This window comes from Porphyromonas sp. COT-108 OH2963, assembly GCF_000768895.1.
GTDB classification, from domain to species: domain Bacteria; phylum Bacteroidota; class Bacteroidia; order Bacteroidales; family Porphyromonadaceae; genus Porphyromonas_A; species Porphyromonas_A canoris.
Window position 1 is genome coordinate 265,112 of record NZ_JRAP01000002.1, and the last position, 22,797, is coordinate 287,908.

General features: G+C 42.4%; 16 protein-coding genes and 2 tRNA genes. 7 read left to right on the forward strand and 11 right to left on the reverse strand.

Features of this window, described 5'->3' with window-relative positions:
* Positions 1-24: 24 nt before the first annotated feature.
* The 10 genes from HQ39_RS01090 to ileS form a co-directional block, all read right to left on the reverse strand.
* Positions 25-1,251, reverse strand: a complete 1,227-nt coding sequence (locus HQ39_RS01090) for a nucleoside permease (RefSeq protein ID WP_036862830.1) — start codon at positions 1,249-1,251, stop codon at positions 25-27.
* A gap of 100 nt (positions 1,252-1,351) precedes the next feature.
* On the reverse strand, positions 1,352-2,812 hold the full coding sequence (locus HQ39_RS01095; protein WP_160216095.1) for a DUF4270 domain-containing protein: 1,461 nt from the start codon (positions 2,810-2,812) through the stop codon (positions 1,352-1,354).
* A gap of 46 nt (positions 2,813-2,858) precedes the next feature.
* Entirely contained in the window at positions 2,859-3,662 is an 804-nt protein-coding gene (locus HQ39_RS01100) for a glycogen/starch synthase (RefSeq protein ID WP_036862834.1), read from the reverse strand.
* 546 nt (positions 3,663-4,208) lie between these two features.
* Positions 4,209-4,523, reverse strand: a complete 315-nt coding sequence (trxA, locus tag HQ39_RS01110) for a thioredoxin (RefSeq protein ID WP_036792335.1) — start codon at positions 4,521-4,523, stop codon at positions 4,209-4,211.
* Between the two features lie 119 nt (positions 4,524-4,642).
* On the reverse strand, positions 4,643-8,290 hold the full coding sequence (dnaE, locus tag HQ39_RS09490; protein WP_036863045.1) for a DNA polymerase III subunit alpha: 3,648 nt from the start codon (positions 8,288-8,290) through the stop codon (positions 4,643-4,645).
* Positions 8,291-8,317: 27 nt separating this feature from the next.
* A complete protein-coding gene (ligA, locus tag HQ39_RS09495; protein WP_036862839.1) occupies positions 8,318-10,324 on the reverse strand; it encodes an NAD-dependent DNA ligase LigA in 2,007 nt (668 codons plus the stop codon).
* Positions 10,325-10,326: 2 nt separating this feature from the next.
* Positions 10,327-11,250: a DUF4296 domain-containing protein gene (locus HQ39_RS01125; protein ID WP_036862842.1), complete on the reverse strand. Its 924-nt coding sequence runs from the start codon at positions 11,248-11,250 to the stop codon at positions 10,327-10,329.
* Positions 11,222-11,896 (reverse strand): lipoprotein signal peptidase, encoded by a 675-nt coding sequence (locus tag HQ39_RS01130; protein WP_036862845.1) that lies wholly within the window; start codon positions 11,894-11,896, stop codon positions 11,222-11,224. The genes HQ39_RS01125 and HQ39_RS01130 overlap by 29 nt, the downstream gene beginning before the upstream one ends.
* 18 nt (positions 11,897-11,914) lie before the next feature.
* A complete protein-coding gene (locus HQ39_RS01135) occupies positions 11,915-12,304 on the reverse strand; it encodes a TraR/DksA family transcriptional regulator (RefSeq protein WP_036792346.1) in 390 nt (129 codons plus the stop codon).
* Positions 12,305-12,339: 35 nt separating this feature from the next.
* Positions 12,340-15,777, reverse strand: coding sequence for an isoleucine--tRNA ligase (ileS, locus tag HQ39_RS01140; RefSeq protein ID WP_036862847.1), 3,438 nt, complete (start codon positions 15,775-15,777; stop codon positions 12,340-12,342).
* A gap of 473 nt (positions 15,778-16,250) precedes the next feature.
* Here ileS and HQ39_RS01145 point away from each other — a divergent pair, with 473 nt between their 5' ends.
* On the forward strand, positions 16,251-16,670 hold the full coding sequence (locus HQ39_RS01145; RefSeq protein ID WP_036862850.1) for a hypothetical protein: 420 nt from the start codon (positions 16,251-16,253) through the stop codon (positions 16,668-16,670).
* A gap of 120 nt (positions 16,671-16,790) precedes the next feature.
* Complete coding sequence (locus tag HQ39_RS01150; protein ID WP_036862853.1) at positions 16,791-18,317, forward strand: GH3 auxin-responsive promoter family protein; 1,527 nt, start codon at positions 16,791-16,793, stop codon at positions 18,315-18,317.
* Here HQ39_RS01150 and mltG read toward each other — a convergent pair.
* Complete coding sequence (gene mltG / locus HQ39_RS01155; protein ID WP_036863049.1) at positions 18,310-19,362, reverse strand: endolytic transglycosylase MltG; 1,053 nt, start codon at positions 19,360-19,362, stop codon at positions 18,310-18,312. The genes HQ39_RS01150 and mltG overlap by 8 nt on opposite strands.
* A 90-nt stretch (positions 19,363-19,452) precedes the next feature.
* Here mltG and HQ39_RS01160 point away from each other — a divergent pair.
* From HQ39_RS01160 to HQ39_RS01180, 5 genes are all read left to right on the forward strand, one after another.
* A tRNA-Ser gene (locus tag HQ39_RS01160) sits at positions 19,453-19,539 on the forward strand.
* A gap of 369 nt (positions 19,540-19,908) precedes the next feature.
* Positions 19,909-20,361 carry a hypothetical protein gene (locus HQ39_RS01165; RefSeq protein ID WP_036862855.1) on the forward strand — a complete coding sequence of 151 codons (453 nt, stop codon included), beginning with the start codon at positions 19,909-19,911 and terminating at the stop codon, positions 20,359-20,361.
* A gap of 407 nt (positions 20,362-20,768) precedes the next feature.
* A complete protein-coding gene (locus HQ39_RS01170; protein ID WP_262498701.1) occupies positions 20,769-21,482 on the forward strand; it encodes a carbonic anhydrase family protein in 714 nt (237 codons plus the stop codon).
* Between the two features lie 263 nt (positions 21,483-21,745).
* On the forward strand, positions 21,746-22,441 hold the full coding sequence (locus tag HQ39_RS01175; protein ID WP_052079310.1) for a hypothetical protein: 696 nt from the start codon (positions 21,746-21,748) through the stop codon (positions 22,439-22,441).
* A gap of 189 nt (positions 22,442-22,630) precedes the next feature.
* A tRNA-His gene (locus tag HQ39_RS01180) sits at positions 22,631-22,704 on the forward strand.
* Positions 22,705-22,797 lie beyond the last annotated feature (93 nt).

Below are 22,797 nucleotides of genomic sequence, written 5' to 3' on the forward strand. Positions count from 1 at the left end.
TCGCTCAGTAGTAGGAAAGAGAGGTTACTGTTCGTGTTTATATTTGAATAGAAAAGCAAACAGGATGGCAACAACGGCAGAATAAGCTGCAAATATGTACCAGGAGTTGGGATAACCAAACTGATCCACCACGTATCCTGCGGCATAGGATCCTATTGTTGCACCCAGCCCGTTTGTCATAATGATGAATACTCCCTGTGCACTGGAACGTATGGAAGTATCGGTCTTTTTGTCCACGTATAACGAGCCGGAGATGTTGAAGAAGTCGAAAGCAATACCATAGACAATCATAGATAGGACAAGGAGCCACACTCCGTTGCCGGGATCGCCCAAGCCTAACAAGGCAAAGCGAAGAGACCAAGCCACCATGCTCATGAGCATCACGATCTTAATGCCATATCTCTTGAGGAAGAATGGTATGAGAAGGATGCAGAGTGTTTCGGATGTTTGTGAGATAGCGATGAGTACTCCCGAATATTTCACTCCAAAGGTATCGCCGAACTGTGGCATTGATCCGAAGAAGTTGGTCAGATAGTCATTTGCAAAGCCATTTGTGATTTGCAGGGAAACGCCCAAAAACATAGAGAAGATGAAAAATATTGCCATCTGTTTCTCTTTGAACAGGGCGAATGCACGTAAGCCCAACAAGTCCACCCACGATTTTTTGTCTTTGCTTTTGGATATCGAGCACTTTGGAAGAGTTAGGGAATAGAGAGCCAATATTATGGAGAGTGCTCCGGAGAATATAAGCTGATTGGCATTGGTCTTGAAGCCTAACAGATCCACAGCCACCATTGCAATGATAAAGCCGATGGTTCCCCAAATCCGTATTGGCGGGAACTCTTTGACGGTATCGAGATTGGCATTGTTCAATGCCGAGTATGCAACAGAGTTCGATAGAGCTATGGTTGGCATATAGAACATTACGCTCAATAGGATTATCGGGTAGAGTGTTTCATAGGATGTCATTCCGGCTGCTAAGAACATAAAACCTCCTCCTAACAGATGTGAGATTCCCATGAGCTTTTCTGCCGGAATCCATCTATCTGCTATGATACCCATAATGGCGGGCATAAACAGCGAAGCAATCCCCATTGTGGCATAAAAACTTCCTATTTGCAGTCCGGTAAAGTGTAGTGATCCTCCCAAGTATGCGCCTAAGGAGATCAACCATGCCCCCCAGATTGCATACTGCAAAAAGTTCATTAAGATAAGTCTGAACTTTAAGTTTGATACTGATGAATTATTCATTTCTATATGACTCTTTAGAATAAGAGAGGATTACCCGGAGCATCAGCCCGTAGTATCCTCTCTTTTGTTTTTATTGTTTCTTTTTTGTTTTGCTGCTATATCACTTGTTTGTCGTCTTCCGCTCCGAGTAAATGATGCGTAAGTTCTTTCCGTTCTTACTGTGTTTGAGCCGGAGACCGGTTGGTTTCAAGAGATTGCTTATGCTTAAAGTAACAGGATTGCTGCTGTTAGGGTCAGATAACGCTCTCTCTACCGGGAGTACCCATACCTTTAGATCTTCATTGGGGTTGTCCTTGATGTGCTTGTTGATAAGCTTTGATATGTTTGAAAAGCTGTAGCTTGTAGATGCCGAACTGTAAATCTGACTTAAAAACGTAGTATAAGCTTCTGTCAATTCTGTCTCTCTTCTGCTGAAGAATGAAGCGACAGAGTCTTTAGGCAACATCAAAAGATAGGTCGGAGCAGAAAGATGATAGACTCCATTGTCGTTCGGGTCTGCGGTAAGAGTAAACGGAACAGACTCCAATGCTCTCTCATAGCCGGCATTGCCCTCCTTGAGAAGAGCTTGGATTGCTTTCGTAGGGAAGGTAATTTCCGTAACCACTCCTGCCGGAGATTTGAGATTCGTGTAGTACTCATCCGGATTACCGCTCAGCGTAGTCTTGCCAAGTAGGGATGAAAGATCCGCATGATGAAATCTTGCGATCTGCGAAACCTCCGGAGTAAGTATCAGTTCTTGATCCTTTACCAAGTGTACAAGTGAGTCCGTCTTCTTTGAAGACTGAACAATGGTATCTTTGGTATAATACATCGTAAGAGCAGTACGATAGACGCGCAACATACTACCGGATCCGGCTTGAACGGTCAGATGCATTCCCGGAAAGTATTTATTAAACGCCTCTTGCGAAGAGAATATCGGGTCATTCTTTACGCTCCTATCGTATATGTCTTGTCCCAATTTGTTATCCACCGGAATAGATACAGACATGATTGTTACCTTATCTTGTCCGGAGCCGATAACGATTCGGGAGTTGCCCACAGATGGAAGAAAAGAAGACTCTCCCAATTTTTCAAAAGGCCCGTACTGGTCTATGTTTCCAACGGAGTAGTGTTCAAAAGGAATTGTCTTCCCCAACTTATATGCGGCAATAGTAAGAGGAGCCAAAGAGTCTCCATCATAGGAGGTATAGTAGAGCGAAACTCTTGTGGAGTCTATGCGTCCTTTTTCGGGAATGTCAGAGAACTTCAAACCCTTTGGAGCGTACAACTGGCAGAGATAATCGCTGCTTACACTCTTGAAATACTCATCGGGCAGATGTCCTATAAAGCTGAAAGGACTTGATACCAATATCTTATTGAATCCGTCTTCATCTTTTGCGCCATTTGTTTTGACATCAAAAGGAACAGTTACTGCATCCAATGAAAACTGTGCCGAGTAGGTCTTTATCTTAGAGTCGTCGGGTTGAAGCTCTATTCCGAGAGCATTCTTTGGTTCATCACAAGAAGCAACGGAGACCAAAAGACCCACGCTACAAAGGAGAAACGCTATAAGTTTCTTCATATTACTACCATTTTTCATGTTTACTGATATTAGACAGAGCCGATCTTTAGATAGTGTCGTAGAATGCAACAACCTTGTCCACCAGATCGTTTTCTCCTTCAAATCGAGTATATGGTACACTCTCTTGTTTTAGAACCTCTTCTATTTCTGTACCCTTTTGAGCTTCCATCGGTCCTAAAATCATACCATCAAGATTTTCGGTCATGAGCTTCACGAATGAAGAGAAGTTCAATCCCTCCTTTGTGATATGCTTGGACTTGATATTGTCGTACTTCAAGATCTCTTCCGTATCCTTTCCATAAGGCATTTCGGGGGTATCTTCAAACAGAGAGAGTACCACCTTTGTATCTTTGAAAAGCGGATCGTCGTGATACATCTTCTTGAGATACAAGACAGCCATGCCGGCAAACCAGCCTTGGCAATGTACAATATCGGGTACCCATCTGAGTTTCTTTACGGTCTCAAAGACCCCTCTCGCAAAAAATATAGCTCTCTCCGTGTTGTTGTCATGCGGAAGTCCTTCCTCATTCAACACTCCTGTTTTTGTATCGAAGAGGTCTTTACTCTCGACAAAGTAGATTTGTATTTTTGCTGATGAAAGTGTTGCGACCTTCACTATCAAAGGATTATCGTGATCATTGATGTTCAGAAGCATCCCGGAAAGCCTTATCACTTCATGGAGCTGATTGCGACGTTCGTTTATGCTGCCATAGTTGGGCATAAATGTCCGTATCTCATGCTTTTTCTCTTGGATGCCTTGAGAAAGCTTTAATGAAAGTGTTGCTATTTCGGAGTTTTCAATATATGGAGTAATCTCTTGTGAAACAAAGAGGATCTTTCTCTTTCCCATATTCCTTTACTATCATTGGTTTATAGATTTTACAAAGATAATAGTTTTCAACGTCAAATTCAAATAAAAAGAGACCCACCGAGCGATGCATGCCATCTTTGAACGGCACTGCCATCCTTGAAAAAAAGGAGCTTAGGAGAGTCCCCGGATCGTTTTATGCCGAACACCATACCCGTTTAACGTTGGGGATCTGCCCGGAGATGCGGATGAGTAGAAAAGATGAAGTTGAAAGATGGTGGAATGGAGCTTTGCGTTGTTTTTTTGAATACTGCCACAAAAAAGAATGAACGTGTATAAAGCTTTGTCCGAACCTGTTTATTATATCAAACCGAGTTTTGAATGCCATAAGTCGGACTTTGATTTTCAGAAATCAAACCTTGATGTTTACCAATCAAGGCTTGGTTTGCAACTCTGAACCTGTTAAACCAAACATATAAATATTTATATTCCGTTTTTTTAGTCGGTTTAGAGCAACAAAAAAGCCTTTACACAGCTTGGAAAAATTCCTTTCTGTGTAAAGGCTTATTGATCGGAGATCGAGTAAGATTACAGCAAAGCTTCCACTTTTTGCTGAAGAACTGCCTTACTTGCCGCTCCCACGTGGCGCTCTACCACTTCTCCGTTCTTGATAAACAGGATAGTAGGAATATTGCGAACGCTGAACTCTGCCGGTGTAGAGCTGTTTTCATCTACGTTCATCTTGCCAATGAGGACTTTGCCTTCGTATTCGGCAGCAAGCTCTTCGATGATAGGGGTTACCATTCTGCACGGTCCGCACCATTCTGCCCAGAAATCTATTACGATAGGCATGCTTTCTGCCACTTTTTGCTTGAAGTTGTCGTCTGTAAAGTTAAAAGCCATTGCTGTTAAGTTTTAAAGGGTTCTTAGTATCAAAAAAATCATTTTCAACATAAAGATAGGCATTTTACCGGTTTCGTTTCGGAATAAATACTCTATCATCTATCTTCTTAATGTCCCATCTATTTTTGTGCCAAAGTGAATTTAAGCTCTGCCTCTGTCAGGTAGTCCAATAGATCTGCCGAAATATTAAGCGGTCTTTCCACCTGCATTTTCAGCCTCACTTCGGCTATGGAGTCTACGAAATGAAAATAGATATTGGTATCTCCCTCTTCGCATACCGTAAGAAGATCTCCTATTTCGGCTACAATCTCTTCCGTCAGATTGGTTATCGGAATCTCTACTTCGAGATCGTACTTCAGATTGTCGTGGATGTTGTCCAAAGAAGTGATATTGACGATATTGACGAAAGGCTTTTTGTTTTCACTTCTATAATGAGGCACATCTACCCGAATCTGGGCATAAATGTACATTCCTTCTACTCCGTAAGATGAAAATTTCGGAAAAGAGTCTCCAAAGAGTGCTATCTCGCCTTCTCCTTCAAAGTCTTGCACTTTGATGAAACCGCACAGCTGCCCTTTCTTGGTATAGGCTTGTCGGAAACCTGTTACGACTCCTGCCATCGTCATCTCTTTCCCAACGAACTCATCAACGTGGTTCAGATCCAAAATGGATGAGTTGCAGAAGTGTTTGATCGTGATGGCATACTTGTCGAGAGGGGATGCAGAGATGGATATTCCCAAAAGCTCTCTCTCTTTCTTGAGTCTCTCTATATCGCTCCACTTGGGTGGATGGCTGTTCAGACACGGCTTTGCCATCTCTTGAAAGTCGCTATCCCCGAAGAGAGAGAGTTGCATGCTGTGTTTATCTTGTTGTACTTTCTGTCCGTATCTGAATAGCTTAAGGAGGAAAGTATCTTCATCTCCCGGAACTTCCGGGACAACAAAATCCTCTCGGCTGTAATTGGAGAAAGAGTCGAAGCCTCCGGAGTAAACAATGGACTCCAAGGCTTTTCTTGTACAAGCGGAAAGGTTCACTCTCTCAAAGAAGTTGTAAATGTCCGTAAAAGGTCCGTTGGCTTCTCTTTCCGAAACTATCGCATGTACGGCAGACTTGGGCATCCCTTTTATTGCCTCCAATCCGTAGCGGATGTTGCCATCTTTGTTTACGGTAAACTTATGGTCGGACTCATTGACATCGGGACAAAGTACCTGAATACCCAGCTTCTGGCATTCGTCTATGTATTTGGTAACCTCGGTGGCGTTGTTTACGTTCCTGCTGAGCACACCTGCCATAAACTCCGGTGGGTAGTGAGCTTTCAGGTATGCCGTCTGGTAAGCCAAGTAGGCATAGCAAGTGGAGTGGCTTTTATTGAACGCATACGATGCGAACTTCTCCCAGTCTGCCCAGATCTTCTCCAATGTTTGGTTGGGATACCCTTTAGCCGAACCTCCTGCCATAAACTTGTCTTTGAGTGTCATCATCTTTTCGATGATCTTTTTACCCATAGCTTTACGAAGCTCATCGGACTGTCCGCGAGTAAAGTCGGCAATCTCACGGGACAGAAGCATCACCTGCTCCTGATAGACCGTAATACCATAAGTATTTGCCAAGTAACGCTCCATGCAGGGAAGGTCATAGGATATCTCCTCTTCGCCATGCTTGCGTTTGATGAAAGAGGGAATGTAGTCCATCGGTCCGGGACGATAGAGAGCATTCATCGCGATAAGGTCCTCAAAGCGAGATGGTCGCAACTCTTTCATATACTTTTGCATCCCTGCGGATTCAAACTGAAAGACGGCAGAAGTATTGCCTTTACAGAAGAGCTCAAAAGTCTTTGCATCATCGAGAGGAATGGCATCAATGTCTATCTCTATACCATGTCTGCTCTTTATGTTCTTTAATCCTTCTTTGATGATGGAGAGTGTTTTGAGACCGAGAAAGTCCATCTTTATCAGTCCGGTCTCCTCTATGATGTTTCCCTCATATTGAGTAACGAGAATTTCTTCATCTATTTCCTTGTCGTAGGATGTGGCAATGGGTACAACATCTGAGATGGGGGACTGACCAATAATAATACCACAGGCATGAATACCGGTAGAGCGGACAGTCCCTTCCAATTGGATGGCATAGTCTAAAGTCTCTCGTATCTTTTTATCTCCTTTGCCGTAAATTTCTGCAAGTTCCGGAACATGTTTGAGACTTGCCGTAATGTCTATCTTTTTTACGTCCGGAAGTCTTGCCGGAATCAGTTTTGCCAAATGATTACTCTCGGCAATAGAGACATTGGTTACTCTGGCAACATCTTTTATGGCACTCTTCGATGCCATTGTCTGGAATGTTATGATATGGGCAACGTTTTCCACACCATATTTTTCGGTAACCCACTTGATCACTTCAAATCTACCATCATCATCGAAGTCTATATCAATATCGGGAAGTGAGATTCTGTCGGGGTTTAGAAATCTTTCAAAAAGAAGGTCATACTTGATAGGGTCTATGTTCGTTATGCCAAGACAATATGCAACAGCAGATCCCGCAGCAGATCCTCTACCCGGACCGACAGCTACACCCATTGCGCGTCCTGCAGCAATGAAGTCCTGGACGATGAGAAAGTATCCGGGGTATCCCATGTTCTTGATCGTGTTCAACTCGAACTCCAGACGCTCTTTAAGTTCTTCCGAAAGATTTTCTCCGTATCGCTTTTGAGCACCGACGTAAGTGAGATGACGCAGGTAGTCGTCCGCATCTCTAAAGTTCTCCGGAATAGGGAAGTGGGGCATCAGAGGAGGATTGTCTATGGAGTAGATCTCTACTTTATCCAATATCTCCTGCGTATTGGTAAGCACAAAAGGAATATCCTGAAATATCTCACTCATCTGTGCTTGAGTCTTCAGCCACTCTTGCTTTGTGTATCTCAAGCGATTGGGATCGTCAAGGAGCTTACCCATGCTTACGCAGATAAGTCTGTCATGAGCTTCTGCATTCTCTTCTCTGGCAAAGTGAACATCATTGGTAGCAATGACTTTAACTCCGACCTTTCTCGCTAAATCCAGAATATGTTTATTTACACTCTCTTGTCTGAGAAAGGTTGTTCTATCTGCCGTCGGGTCGTCTGTTTTGTGTCGTTGAAGTTCGAGATAGTAGTCATCCCCAAAGATATTTTTGAACCAGCGGATGCTCTCTTCTGCTTCTTGCAGTTTATCTTGAGCGATAAGTCTCGGAATCTCTCCTCCAAGGCAAGCACTGCTGATGATAAGACCTTCATGGTACTTTTCCAGGAGTTCTTTGTCTATTCTGGGGCGGTGGTACTTTCCCTCAGAGTAGGATATCGAAACCATTTTGATAAGGTTGTTATATCCTACTTTGTTTTTTGCAAGGACTATGAGGTGGTAGCCGCTTCGGTCAAACTCATTGTTTTGCTTGGATAGTCTGCCTCTTCTGGCACAGTAACACTCGCAGCCAAATATCGGAACAAACAGCTTTTTCTTTTCTTCTGCTATTTGGGATTCTATATTTGCTACATCTCCTCCATTTGAAATAGCATCATTAAGCTGCTCTTTAAGATTCTTGATATTTTTATTGATGGGAGAGTTGATCTTCTGAACATGGTTATAAAACTCCTTTATTCCAAACATATTTCCATGATCCGTGAGGGCAAGACCTCTTTGTCCATCTTCTCTTGCGGCTTCTACAAGCTGAGGGATAGAGGAAAGTCCGTCCAGGGTTGAGTAGAAAGAGTGAACATGAAGGTGTGTAAATGGATATATGTTATGGTTCATAATGTTGGTGAAGTTTTAATGGATGAGGCTCAGAAAATCGTCTTCGGAGATGATAGGGATATTGAGTTGGGTCGCTTTTTCTAACTTTTGTGGCCCCATATTCTCTCCGGCTATTACTTTGCTCGTTTTAGAGGAAATGGAAGAGGCTACTTTTCCTCCATTTTGAGTGATAAGCTCTTTTATCTCATCTCTTGAGTGCGAAGAGAATATTCCGCTGACAACAAAAGTCATTCCATCTAACTTTTTGGAAGTAATACTTTGCTCCGAAGTCGTTTCTGCCTCAAACTTGAGTCCTGCTGCTTTTAATCTGTTTATGAAACTTGTGTGTCTCTCCTCTTGGAAATAGTTTCTAATGGAACCGGCAACAATCTCCCCAATACCTTCTACCTCGCAGAGAGATTCAATGGTCTGAATAGAAATATTGTCAAGGGACTTGAACCTTTGTGCGAGAAGTTTTGCTGTCGTTTCCCCAACTTGAGGAATCCCTAAAGCATACAGCACCCTGTGGTAAGGAGTACTTACAGAGTCTTTTATGCTATCGTATAGCTTGAGAGCACTACGTTCTTTGAATCCTTTGAGTTGGATAAGGTGCATGGGAGTGAGAGTGTATAAGTCTGATGCATCTTTAACCATACCTTTACTGTACAACTCCTTAATAGTCTCCGGGCCAATGTTTATATTGAGAGCTTTTCTTGAGCAAAAGTGTTCTATTGTGTTTATGATTTGCGGAGGACATTCCGTAGAATTGGAACAGTAAGTTGCCGCAACATCTTCTTTTCGTACCAAAGGAGTGCCACACTCCGGACAGTTGGATGGAAAAACAATAGGGGATGTCGCTCCATCATTCCGAAGATCGGTTCTTACTCCTACAATTTTGGGAATGATCTCGCCTCCTTTCTCTACTGCAACAATATCCCCAAGGCGGAGATCCATACTTTTGATATAGTCTGCGTTGTGCAGGGAAGCACGTCGGACAATTGTACCGGAAAGATGTAATGGATCCATTATCCCGACAGGCGTTACGGTACCTGTCCTTCCCACTTGAAACTCAACCCCGATAAGCTTAGACTCTTTTCTCTCTGCCGGATATTTATAGGCGATGGCCCATTTAGGAGATTTGGCTGTAAGTCCAAGCTCTTCTTGTTGTCTGATTTCATCTACTTTGATCACGATGCCATCTGTTGCAAATGGCAGATCATCTCGTTTGCTTTCCCAATGTTTGATGAACTCCAGAATCTCATCGGTACTACGACATACTTTTCCATGAGATTCTGTCTTAAAGCCGAGACTATGGAGCAGCTTTACTCTTTCTGATATGCTTTGGGGAAGAAAAGAAACATCATCGGCATAGATGTAGTACATATACGCTTCAGGCTTTCTATGTGCAACAAGTGCCGGGCTATATTGCTTAATCGTTCCGGATACTGCATTTCGCGGATTGGCAAACAGTTCTTCTCCTACTCTTGCTCTCTCTTCATTGATCTCCTTAAATCTTTTCCATGGAAGGATTATCTCCCCTCTTACTTCAATCCTTTCAGGTATTTTATCTCCGCTTCTTAGCTTTAGAGGAATGGAAGAAATGGCTTTAACAGACGAAGTAACATCTTCTCCCTGCTCACCATCTCCTCTGGTCAAAGCTTGTAACAATCGACCGTTTTCATAGATCACAGATATGGATATACCGTCTAGTTTCAACTCGACATTATATTCTATGGTATCTTCTTTTATTGTCTCCTTGACTCGGTTAGAAAAAGCAACTACGTCTTCAAACGAATAGGAGTTGGAAAGAGAAAGCATAGGCCTTGCGTGCTTAACCTTTACACCTTTTTCGGTTAAATCGCTTCCCACACGCTGAGTAGGGGAAAGAGGATCAAAAAACTCCGGATACTGTTTCTCCAAAGTTTCCAACTCTTTCATCAGAGCATCAAATTCGATATCCGAAATAGTAGGAACTCCAAGAACATAGTAGTTGTAGTTATGGTTATTAAGTTCTTCTCGGAGTTGTTCTATCTTTTCTTTCATGATTAGAGTTCTTTGGAGCCGGGTATCGAGTCTTTTATTTCGGATTCTTTAGGGATGCTGTCTGTGCTTGTATCTGCTGTTGGTATTGTATCGAGACTTCCGTTTTTATCTTCGGAAATATTTAACGTATCCGTCAGGTTCTCTTCCTTGAAGTGGTAAAAACGAATGGAGTCTATAAAAGATCTCAGAGCTTTTCTTTGAAGACTCTTTACTCCATCCCAATGAAACAGACCTATAAGTCTTGTTGCATTATTGAACAGTGTAGAGTCATAAGGAATGTCTATTCTATATTGCCCTGAAGGATGATTGTACAATGTATCTATCCGAACACTTTTCCGCTTTTCGGAAAAGATCAACCAAACCACTCTCAGACTATCTGAACGCTCTTCATTTGAGGGAGTGATAACATTAAAGGAAAAGCGTAACCCTTCATTATCTGTTCCCTTAGGAAAACTGTTGAAGAAGAACAGGCGTCTGAATATAGAGTGAGAAGTCGGAACCTCAAACTGTCTGGCATGAGTCCACAGATCATCTATTTTAGGAGCCAATCTGTCCAAAACATGAAGAGAATCCTGTTTGATCACTTTTAATAGAGCCTCTTCTGCTGCAAGCTCATTGGCAATCTTGTCATATATCGGATTAAGAAGATTCACATTCTTGGCGTACCAGACAAGAGACGAATCATATTGAGCCTGTGTAAGGTTGTGCTTGTCAAAAATACTTTGATAGTAAAGAACCTTAACGGAATCTTCTACGGATTCGGATCGTAAAATCTGTTCGGCGATGAATATATCCTTTGAAACTGCATAAAATTCATCGCTGTTGAGAACATATTTGGGTCTTGTCCGGCAACCAAATATGAGAATACTGCATAAGAATACAGAGAGAATAATGGTATTATACCTTCTCCTCAGTAGAGTCTTCATGTTTCTTAGACGATTCTATCAATCTTCCGAAAGACTTATAATACAGTGTGATGAGAAGTATTCCCCCAACGGAGATACAAGCGTCTGCTACATTAAAGATAGGACGGAAAAATATAAGCTCTTCTCCTCCAAAGAATGGAACCCAGCTTGGCCATACTGTCTGGATGATCGGGAAGTAGAACATATCCACCACTTTCCCATTTAGCCAAGGGGCATATCCTCCTTCCGCCGGTAAAAATTGGGCTACTTGTCCGTGACTATGAGAAAAAAGCTGACCATAGAACACGGAATCTATTATGTTCCCAAAAGCTCCGGCAAATATGGCAGAGATTGTAAGTATAAACCCTAGAGAGTAACGAGGCTTCTCTTTATCGTAAGATTTTATAAGTCTTACAATGAGATAAAGGAGTCCCATCGAGGCTACAATCCTAAAGATGGTCAGTATATACTTATTAAAGAAATCCCAGCCAAAAGCCATTCCCGGATTCTCTGTAAAGTGTATATAAAACCACTTGGTTATCTCAATAGAGTCTCCAAGAGCCATATTAGTCTTGACCAGAATTTTTACAATCTGATCCACCACAAGAAGAAGGAGTATTAGTGATCCCACTATGATGCTCCTCTTCTTTTTTTCGCTTCCTATCATTATTCTTTATCTCCCGGTTTACTTCACTCCGCTATTCTTGGCTTCAATACTTAGTGTTGCATGCGGAACAGCTCTTAGCCGTTCTTTCGGAATAAGCTTTCCTGTTTCCCTACAAATGCCATAAGTTTTATTCTCTATCCTTACCAGAGCTGCCTGAAGATTCTGAATAAACTTGAGTTGTCTTTCAGCGAACATTGCAGACTCCTGCTTAGAGAGGATATTGGCGCCTTCTCCCATATTCTTAAATGTGAAAGAGGTGTCCGCGGTGTCATTGCTGTCCGAATTGTCAAGAGAAGAACGATGCAGCTCATAGTCCTCTATGGCTTTTTCCAGTTTTTGAGTTATGATCTCCTTAAACTCCAAAAGCTCTTCATCCGAATACCTGGTCTTTTCAATTTTTTCACTCATAGCATTTAATGTATAAGAGGTTATTTATATTCTCATCAAGATTGTACCTTTTCCAGAACAAGAGGTACTATTATCTCGTTTATATCTATCGTATCTGCACTGTTCTCATCCAAGTTTGAAGAGAATGCTATATCCAATGCCTGAACCTGTGTACAGATATATTCCATGTGTGTCTGTATGCTTTGTTGGAGATCCTCATCGCATTTGATGGTGATCTTTATCTTGTCCACAACATCAAAGTTCTTTGACTTTCTGAGGTTTTGCACACGATTGATAAACTCTCTTGCCTCTCCTTCTCGGCGCAGTTCTTCTGTTACATTGATATCCAAAGCCAATGTCAAAGTTCCCTCATTGGCAACCAACCAGCCCGGAATATCTTCTGCAAAGATCTCCACATCGGCTCTATCTACCGTTATGTTAGAACCTGCCACTTCAAACGATATGGATCCTGCCTGTTCAAGGCTGTTTATATCCTCTTGTTCGAGAGCGGTAAGGTATGCAGCCACCTGCTTCATGTGAGCACCACACTTGGGACCTAATGCCTTGAAGTTCGGCTTCACACGTTTTACTATTACGCTGTCGGAAGGATCCACAGTCTCAATAGCCTTAACATTGACCTCATTGATCACGATGTGCTCTATCATCTTAAGATTCTTCTTGAACTCTTTGTCTATCGTCGGAACGATAATGCGAGTCAGAGGCTGACGCACTTTAAGATTTGCTTTTCTTCTTAGTGCCAACACCATGGAAGAGATATTCTGTGCAAGTTCCATGCGTGCTTCAAGAGCAGTATCTATCTCACGGTTATCGGAGACAGGGAAGTCGGCCAAGTGAACCGAGACCGGATCTTCTTCTGATGCCGTGCTCATTTGAAGGTCTCTATATAACAGATCTGCATAGAACGGAGCTATTGGAGCCATCAGCTTGGCTACCGTTTCCAGACATATATAGAGAGATTGGTAAGCGCTCAGCTTATCTTCGGTGAGACCACCGCCCCAGAATCTTTTACGACAGAGACGCACATACCAGTTTGAAAGCTGATTCGTTACAAATTCGGCTATTGCACGTCCTGCCCGTGTCGGTTCATATTGTTGAAGGGCACTATCCACCTCCTCTATAAGCGTATTAACTTTAGAGAGTATCCATCTGTCTATTTCCGGTCTATCCTTGTACGGAATCTCGTTTTGCTCGTTGTAGAAGCCGTCAAGGTTTGCATAAAGGGCAAAGAACGAATAGGTGTTGTAAAGTGTTCCAAAGAACTTTCTTTGAACCTCTTCCAGCCCTTCTATATCAAACTTGAGGTTATCCCACGGAGACGCATTGGTCATCATGTACCAGCGCAACGGGTCTGAACCATATTTGTTGATCGTATCGAACGGATCCACACCATTACCAAGACGTTTAGACATCTTGTTGCCATTCTTGTCCAATACCAATCCGTTCGAGATCACTGCCTTGAAAGCGACAGAGTCCATCATCATGGTAGACAGCGCATGAAGCGTATAGAACCAACCTCTGGTCTGATCCACACCCTCGGCGATAAAGTCTGCCGGATAGGCTTGATGATTATCTATGAACTCCCTATTCTCAAACGGATAGTGCCATTGTGCAAAAGGCATGGCACCGGAGTCGAACCAAACATCTATCAGATCCGATTCTCTGTGCATCGGTTCGCCATTAGGCGCAACAAGAACAATCTCATCGACAAAAGGTCTGTGAAGATCTATCTTGTCGTAGTTCGCCTTGGAGAAGTCGCCGGGAACGAATCCTTCGAGAGGATTTTTGCTTGTAACTCCAGCTTTGACAGCTTTCTCTATCTCTTCGTAAAGCTCCTGTACGGAACCGATACATATCTCATGCTTGCCATCCTCTGTTCTCCAGATTGGAAGAGGTGTTCCCCAATAGCGGCTTCTGGAAAGATTCCAGTCCTGAAGGTTTTCCAACCACTTTCCGAAACGCCCTGTGCCCGTGCTTGCAGGCTTCCAAAGGATTGTTTCATTCAGCTCTATCATACGCTCTCGTACGGCTGTAGATCGGATGAACCAGCTGTCAAGCGGATAGTAGAGGATTGGTTTGTCTGTTCGCCAACAGTGAGGATAGTTGTGTACATATCGCTCGATCTTGAAGGCGAGCCCTTGTTGCTTAAGCATCATGCAGAGCTTAAGGTCGAGAGACTCCTCATCCTTTTTCTGTTCGGAGTCGTCGTATTCTGTTTTTACAAAGTGTCCTGCATACTCGTCATACAGAGATTTGTCCACATAGGAGCTGATAAACTCTTCGGACAGATCTTCATACCTGTAATATTTTCCGGACAGATCTACCATAGGTCTTTGCTTGCCTTCATGGTCTATAAGCAGAAGACCTACGATGTCATTGGCTTGCGCCACTCTGGCATCATCTGCACCGAATGTGGGAGCTATGTGTACGATACCCGTTCCATCCTCTGTTGTAACAAAGTCGCCCGATATTACACGAAAAGCGTCTCCCATCGGTTTGATCCAAGGGATAAGCTGCTTGTATCTCATGCCTACAAGATCTGCTCCCTTTAGCTGTGCTACCACTTGGTAGGGGATCACTTTATCGCCCTCCTTGTAGGAGTCGAGCTCCAAAGCAGCCCCGTCTTTATGGAAGTATGAACCCACCAGATCCGAAGCCAAAACCACGGTGATGGGTTTGAATGTATAGGGATTGTATGTTCTGATAACGGAGTAATCTATCTTTCCGCCTACGCAAAGAGCCGTATTGGAAGGGAGGGTCCACGGTGTTGTCGTCCAAGCCAAGAAGTAGGCATCTCCCCATCCCCGCATTTCCTGTTTAGGGTCGCATATCTCAAACTGAGCCGTACAAGTGGTGTCTTTAACATCTCTGTAACACCCCGGTTGGTTAAGTTCATGAGAACTCAGCCCTGTGCCGGCAGCAGGAGAGTAGGGCTGAATGGTGTAACCCTTATAAAGAAGCCCTTTCTCGTAGAGCTTCTTGAGCATGTACCAAAGGGTCTCTATGTACTTGTTATCGTAGGTGATGTAGGGATGTTGCATATCTACCCAATATCCCATTTGGTCTGTAAGATCTTCCCACTCCTTAGTGTACTTCATCACCTCTTTTCTACAAGCGTGGTTGTACTCCTCTATGGAGATTTTTGTACCGATGTCCGCTTTCGTGATACCGAGATTCTTTTCCACGCCAAGCTCTACCGGAAGACCATGTGTATCCCATCCGGCCTTACGATCGACACGGAATCCCTTCATGGTTTTATACCTGCAAAATACATCTTTAAGCGTTCTTGCTATGATATGGTGGATACCCGGCATACCATTAGCAGAGGGAGGTCCTTCAAAAAAGACAAAGTCCGGAGCTCCGTTACGAATGTTAAGACTTTTAGCAAAGAGATTTTCAGCCTTCCATTTTTCAAGCATCGTGCGGTTGGTGGAGGCTAAATCCATACCACTATATTCAGTGTATTTTTTATTCATATATCTTGCAGTTCTATATTTTCTACTGAGTTGTTCGAGGGCTTTCTACCCTATATGTTTTATAAGTTGCAAAAATAATATTTTTAAGGGTTACTGCAAAACCCGAAACTATTAAAATTCAAACCCTCTTCCTAACGCTTTAAGAAGCTTCTCTTATCTCGTTTATATCTTGTTCTGAACGTTATAAAAATCTCAAATCAAATAGTGAAGCATGAACATCAAGCTTTGAATATTGGAAACCAAGCCTTGGATCCTGCAAACCAATCTTTGAATATTACAGACCAAGCCTTGAAATCGTTTCCTTAATAGCTTAATATCTCTTTATAAACAGGTTAAAGAGAGAAAAGAAACGCATTCATCGAGAAGATTTTGAGTAGAAAGTTCGCAATGCACACTCCTTGAATAGTGGAGGATGGCAGATCTGAACGTTTTTCATTAGCTTTGTAGAGTAACACTAAAACAGATTATTTACGATGAAGACATTCTCAAGTCCCGAATTTCCAATAAAGCTCGATATACCTGCTGTTCACTCTTATCTTACAGACCTGACCAAAGTAGAACCTTTGATCGCAAAGTTTGGAGGAGAGAAGGTTCAGACTCTTTCTGCTTCTGAGGGAGAACTGAAACTGAAAGTGAAAACGCTCGGAGAAGTGGGGTTGAAGTTGATAGATGTTGCTCCGAACTGTATAACCTATCAAGGCATATCTACTCCCATTCCTCTTCGCCTGAGAATAGAGCTTACGGAAAGAGAGGGCAAAAACTACGGACAACTGTTGGTAGATGCAGATGTTCCTCCATTCCTGGCCGGAATGGTAAGGGGACGCTTAGAGCCTAATCTGACCAAACTTGGCGAAATTCTTGGAAATACAGATCTCTCCGAGTATCTGAAATAACTGTTTGGTACGGAATATGTCCGAACCAATATCTTCAAAGGCGAATAGGAGTATGGGGCAACCTGCTGAGCTATTCGCTTTTGTTGCGCTTTGTGTACATCCGAATTCATATAGACAATAATGGATCTTCTGACTAAGATATTGCATCAAGCCACGAAACATCGGGTAAAAGTCCTGAACAGCTACGCAAAGACCGGAGAAGCGTTGCAGGACCAACAGCTGCGGTATATTCTGGATAGAAGCAAGAATACTGCTTACCTTGCACCTTTTCGATTAGGGCAACAGTGTTCTTATGAGCAGTTTGCATCGTCTGTCCCGGTGGTAGAGTATGAGGCTTTGGCACCATACATCGAGCGAATGCTAAGGGGCGAGAAGAATGTTCTTTCTCCTTATTCCGTCACTTGGATGGCAAAAAGCAGCGGTACATCCAATGACAGGAGCAAGTATATACCGGTTCCAAAGATTTACTTGAAGCAGAACCACTACAAAGCCGGCTCGGACGTGGTCTGGTCTTATCTGGCAGAAAATCCCGACAGCAGGCTTTTCGCATCCAAAGGTTTCGTTCTCGGTGGAAGTCATGCTCCTACATACGAGGGCAGCGGGATCCGGACAGGAGATGTCTCTGCCATACTTGTGCAAAATATGCCAAGCATCGGGGAGTGGATCAGAGTTCCTTCAAAAGAGATTTTGTTGATGGGAAACTGGGAGGAAAAGCTGGAAAAGCTCATTCCGGTGATAGCCAAAGCGGATGTGGGAAGCATTTCGGGCGTTCCCTCATGGCTATTGATGGTGATCAAGAGAGTGCTCGACTACACGGGGGCAAAGAGTGTGGCGGAGATTTGGAACAATATCGAGGTGTTTTTTCATGGAGGTATCAGTTTCGACCCATACAGGGCAGAATACGGCTCCATAATGGGAAAGGAGATCTTTTATAGAGAAACCTACAACGCTTCCGAAGGCTTTTTTGCACTTCAAGATGAGAGTCAAGATCCCGGAATGTTGCTTCTTCTGGATCACGCTGTATTCTATGAGTTTTGGCCTCTGGACGCATATAACAGAGGAGACGAAAGGGCTATCGTACCACTTTCAGGCGTGAAGAGAGGTAGCCCTTATGCTATGATCATCACCACAATAGGAGGTTTGTATCGTTACATCATCGGGGATGTCGTGGAGTTTACATCCATCTATCCTCACAAGATAAAGATAGTGGGGCGGACAAAGTCTTATATCAACGCATTTGGAGAAGAACTGATGGTGCACAATGCGGACAAGGCAATAGAAAGAGCTTGTGCCGAAACAGGAGCTAAAGTGTCTGAATACACCGTTGCACCTATTGTACTGGCAGAGGAGGGAAGAGGTTATCACCGGTGGCTGATAGAGTTTTATACGCAACCCGATTCACCGGAGCAGTTTGCCGATATATTGGATAAAACCCTCAGGGAGATCAATTCGGACTACGACGCCAAGAGGTTCAACGACTACACGTTACTCCCTCTCCAATTGAGTATAGCACCGAACGGAACGTTTCATGACTGGCTCCACTCGAAAGGAAAGCTGGGAGGACAGCATAAAGTGCCGAGATTGTCCAACAATGCGGATATTCTCAATGCCCTTTTGGATGTGGTCGAAAAGAGGGCTTCTACTTGATACCTCTCTTGTTTAGCTCTTCTTGGAAAAGTCGTGCATTCTTCAAGTGTGTGGCATAATCCGCAGCAAAGATGTGTTTGCCTGAGAAGTCGGAGTCCGCACACATGTATAAGAAGTTGTGGCTTTGGGCGTTCAGAACAGCTTCCATAGCCTCTTGAGATGGAACGCAAATAGGGGTAGGTGGCAGACCTTTGTTCTTATAAGTGTTGTAGGGAGAGTCTATCTCCAAATGCTTTTTCAACACACGCACTATGGAATAGTCCTGATGGGCAAAAATGATGGTAGGGTCTGCCTGCAACGGCATGCCCAATCGCAACCTGTTCAGATAGAGGCCGGCAATGGTGGCTAACTCCGGTTGGTATCTGCTCTCCAAGCTTACAATGGAAGCCAAGACCCTGACCTCGAAAGGTGTAAGACCTAAACTCTCTGCACGCTCCAAACGTTCTTTGCTCCAAAACTCTTCGTATCTCTTTACAAGCATCGTAACCACCTCTTTGGGAGAAGTATTCCAAAAGAGCGTATATTCTCCCGGTAGAATGTGGTTCAGTAGTGTTGTGTCTTGTATGTTCAGCGATTGTATCAGCTCTCTATCTCGTAGTGCATCGCGATACTCATCCTTTTTGTACATGAGATATTTGGCTAAAACTCTCTCCGTATCTCCGGTAAGTCTGTCGAGTGGCAGTGTCAGAGAGACTTGGTCTTGCTCTCCTTTGCCGATGCGTTTGGATATAGACTCCAAACTTTCCGAGGGATGTATGGTATATGCGCCCACTGCCGGCGATGGACTATCGGATATGAGGTGTAGATAGGGGAGAAGCGATGGATACTTTACACTGTATAACTCCGTGATGGATTTGCTTACATCATCCCAGCTGCTTTCGGGAAAAACGTAAATCCATCCCTTTCCTGCGTTGTACATCCCGAATGTTCCGGGATCTTTAAGTCGCTTAACCACCATGTAGGTAAAGACTCCTGCGCACAAGATGACGGCAAGAGACGCTATCCCCAACCACTTTATTATGTTGTTTTTCTTCTTTCTTTCCATTATTTCTGCCATTTACTTACAAAGATAGAAGAAAATGTGCTTTATCTATTGCGTGATAGACTTGGATGTATTATCTTTGCACTCGAAAAAGGAAGTGTGGGTGAGTGGCTGAAACCACCAGTTTGCTAAACTGACGTACGGGTTACCGTACCGGGGGTTCGAATCCCCCCGCTTCCGCAATAAGTACTAATGTTTAGTAACTTGCAGAATTTGTACACGAAATTATGTGTTTAATGCCCCAAAATTAAAGGTTTTGGGGCATTTTTTTGTTTGTATAAAAATAGAAACGATGGTAAGAAGTTTTTCTGTGATGAAGATTTAATCTATAAGGTAAAGTTTTGCACCATATACAATAAATGATATTAGTAATATCACTGTTCTGCAAAGGCAGAAATGGTAATCAATCTTTACAAGAATTTCACAATACGACTGAAAAAGACTATCTTTGTGTAGTGGTTTTTATTAAAAGTTTTTATCGCAGATTAAAAACAATGACGACTTCTCTATGAACTTAAATAGATAGCATGATAAATAAAAATATTGATTATGAATCCACTAGTAAGCAGCTTACAAAAAGCAGAAAGGGAGATTGTTATCAATTACCCATTAAATGAGGTCAAAGCAGCTATTATGTTGCTCTTTGAAAAATTTCCATCAAAGTATATGCTTCAGGAAAATGACATCAATGAAGTATTCAATACATACCATTTTCCAATTTCCAATAATCTAAATCCTGCAATTGCAGATATTGCACTCACAGAGGAGGGAGATAAGACAAGAATACAAATAACTGTTACAAATGCATATGGCTCGTTATCATCTAATTCCATCCTTGTTGGAATCCTAAGCGATTATTTACTCGTACTTGGAAAGGTTTTGAATAAAGAAAGTCTTGAAGATATAGCTCAGACGGTCAATCGTTCGAGTGTGAATTCAGGCTGTCTGATTCTTTTGCTTGTAGGACTTGGGCTTCTTGTATTGTATGTATTATTGACATAAATAATTAGCAAAACATTTTGCACAATCAAAATACATTTTCAGGACTATTTAGAAGCTTCTAAAACAAGAAAGGAAGTATTTCAGCCCTTTTTATTTTGTTTTTCTTCTTATTGGATTAGTGATGTCAATATGAAATCTAAGAACTTTTATTAAACAAAAAATAAGCCCACATTCGGCTCTACAACTCCGTTTTTTGATCTTATAGATGTAGGACTTCATAGTACCTATACGACCTGCGAGTTTACCCTATATGATCTTGGCTTCCTTGATACTTGTAAAAGTATTATCTTTGTGCAAAGGCTTAAATAGCCTTATTGCTGTATCTGTTTATCCTCCTCCTTTCCGAGGATAGAAGGGGGATTTGTGTATTATTAACCATAAAAAACAAGAAGATGAAGAAAATCTTTATGCTTGCCACAGCTGTGGTTATCTTATGTTCCTGCAACGATCAGTCGCAGTCGACTCAATCAGAAACCTCTAACACAGAGCCAAAGGAACTTATCACCGAGGTGCTAACCAAAGACAAACAGCAGGAACTTACTCCTGATATTGTATTGGCCAGTCTGCGCGAAGGCAATGAGCGTTATATTGCCAACAAACAGTTGCCTCGTGATCTCAATGCTCAGTCTGTTGCCAGTCTGGAGGGGCAATATCCTGAAGCAATCATCCTCTCGTGTATTGATAGTCGTGTACCTGTTGAGTATATTTTTGACAAGGGAGTCGGTGATCTTTTTGTCGGCCGTGTAGCCGGTAATGTGGCTGATGAACACATGCTTGGCAGTATTGAATATGCCTGTGAAGTTTCCGGCTCAAAAGTCGTTCTCGTATTGGGACATCAGGACTGTGGCGCTGTCAAAGCTGCCATTAAAGGTGTTGAGATGGGCAATATCACTTCTTTGATGGAGGAGATCAAGCCTTCTGTGGAAGGTACCGAGTACGCAGGAGAACGTACTTACTCTAATAAGGAGTTTGCTGATGCTGTGGTACGTGAAAATGTACTACAGACTATGGATGAGATTCGCCGAGACAGTCCTATCCTCAAAAAACTTGAAGATGAGGGTAAAATAAAGATCTGCGGAGCGATCTATGAAATGTCCACAGGTCGTGTTCTCTTCCTCTAATTAGGAATTAACGTTATACAGAAAGGCTCCCGAAGTTGGTTGTTATCCAACTTTGGGAGCCTTTTTTTATTTAGATGTTTTTCCTTTGTCTGTATCTCTTAGTGTCTTTTCTTTGCTATCAACATGCTGTATTTTGAAAATTCTATACCTTTATCGGCGGAAAGAGAAGCAAGAGAGCATTTAGTAGGCTTTCAAACCACAATACTTTTTGGATAATGTAAGAATATCACGGATTATAACTTATTATGAAAATGAAAAATAGAATGAAGAGATCTTATTTGCCAACATTGTTGATAGCAATTTCCGCATTGTTCTTAGGTAGCACTTCTTATGCTACTAACCAAAATAACGGAAGACCAACTTTAGCCAAAAGAGGAGAAAGTGTTGAAAAAATAGTGCCGGAGGGTTGGGCTTTTGCTCACGAAAAGGGAGATCTTAATAAGGATGGAATTGAGGATATTATCTTAATAGCACAGCCTAATTACAGAGAAAAAATATCTACTCGTGATGATGGATATGAATACAACTATAATCCGAATATTTTGGCGATCTATTTCGGTACGGAGTCCGAGGGATATAAAATCTTTAAGATGTGGGATAATGTTATCCCGACAGAGGAAGATGAATATACTAAATATGAGTCTTATCTTAAAATTACCGACAAAGGAGTATTTGATATCACAGTCAACTTTTTTGCCATTGCCGGTACTTACGGAACATCTAATACGACTTACAAGTTTAGATTTCAGTTGGGAGACTTTTTCTTGATTGGAAAAGAGATCTCCGGTTTTAGTCGGTCAACGGGAGAAAGTACTGTGGCGAGCTACAACTTTTTAACAGCAAAAAAGTGCATCACTACGGGTAATATGTTTGATGAAAGTGTAAAGAAGAAAGTTGTTTGGAAGAAATTAGTAAAGAGACGCCTAAAACCTCTCGGATCATTTTATCTTGAACCTTAGGAAGATTATAGTTGCTGAAAGGTTGAATATATCCTTGCTTTTAAGGATTGAGTTGGTAAATTGAGTTGATTTTGCTTCATATTGTGCAGAATGTGCCAATATTCATCAGTAAAAAGCTTTGAATCCCTTGTTAATCCAAAATAAATATCTACATTTGCAGAGCAAAAGGGAAATAGACCTTTTGAAGATGGAGGTTGTAGCTCAGTGGTAGAGCACCGGATTGTGGTTCCGGGTGTCGCGGGTTCGAAACCCGTCTTCCTCCCAAAAGTTAAGGCTGTGTTACCATATAGATTTGGTTAACACAGCCTTTCTGCTTTATATCTGATCTATTTACTATCTTTGAAGACAGAAAAACA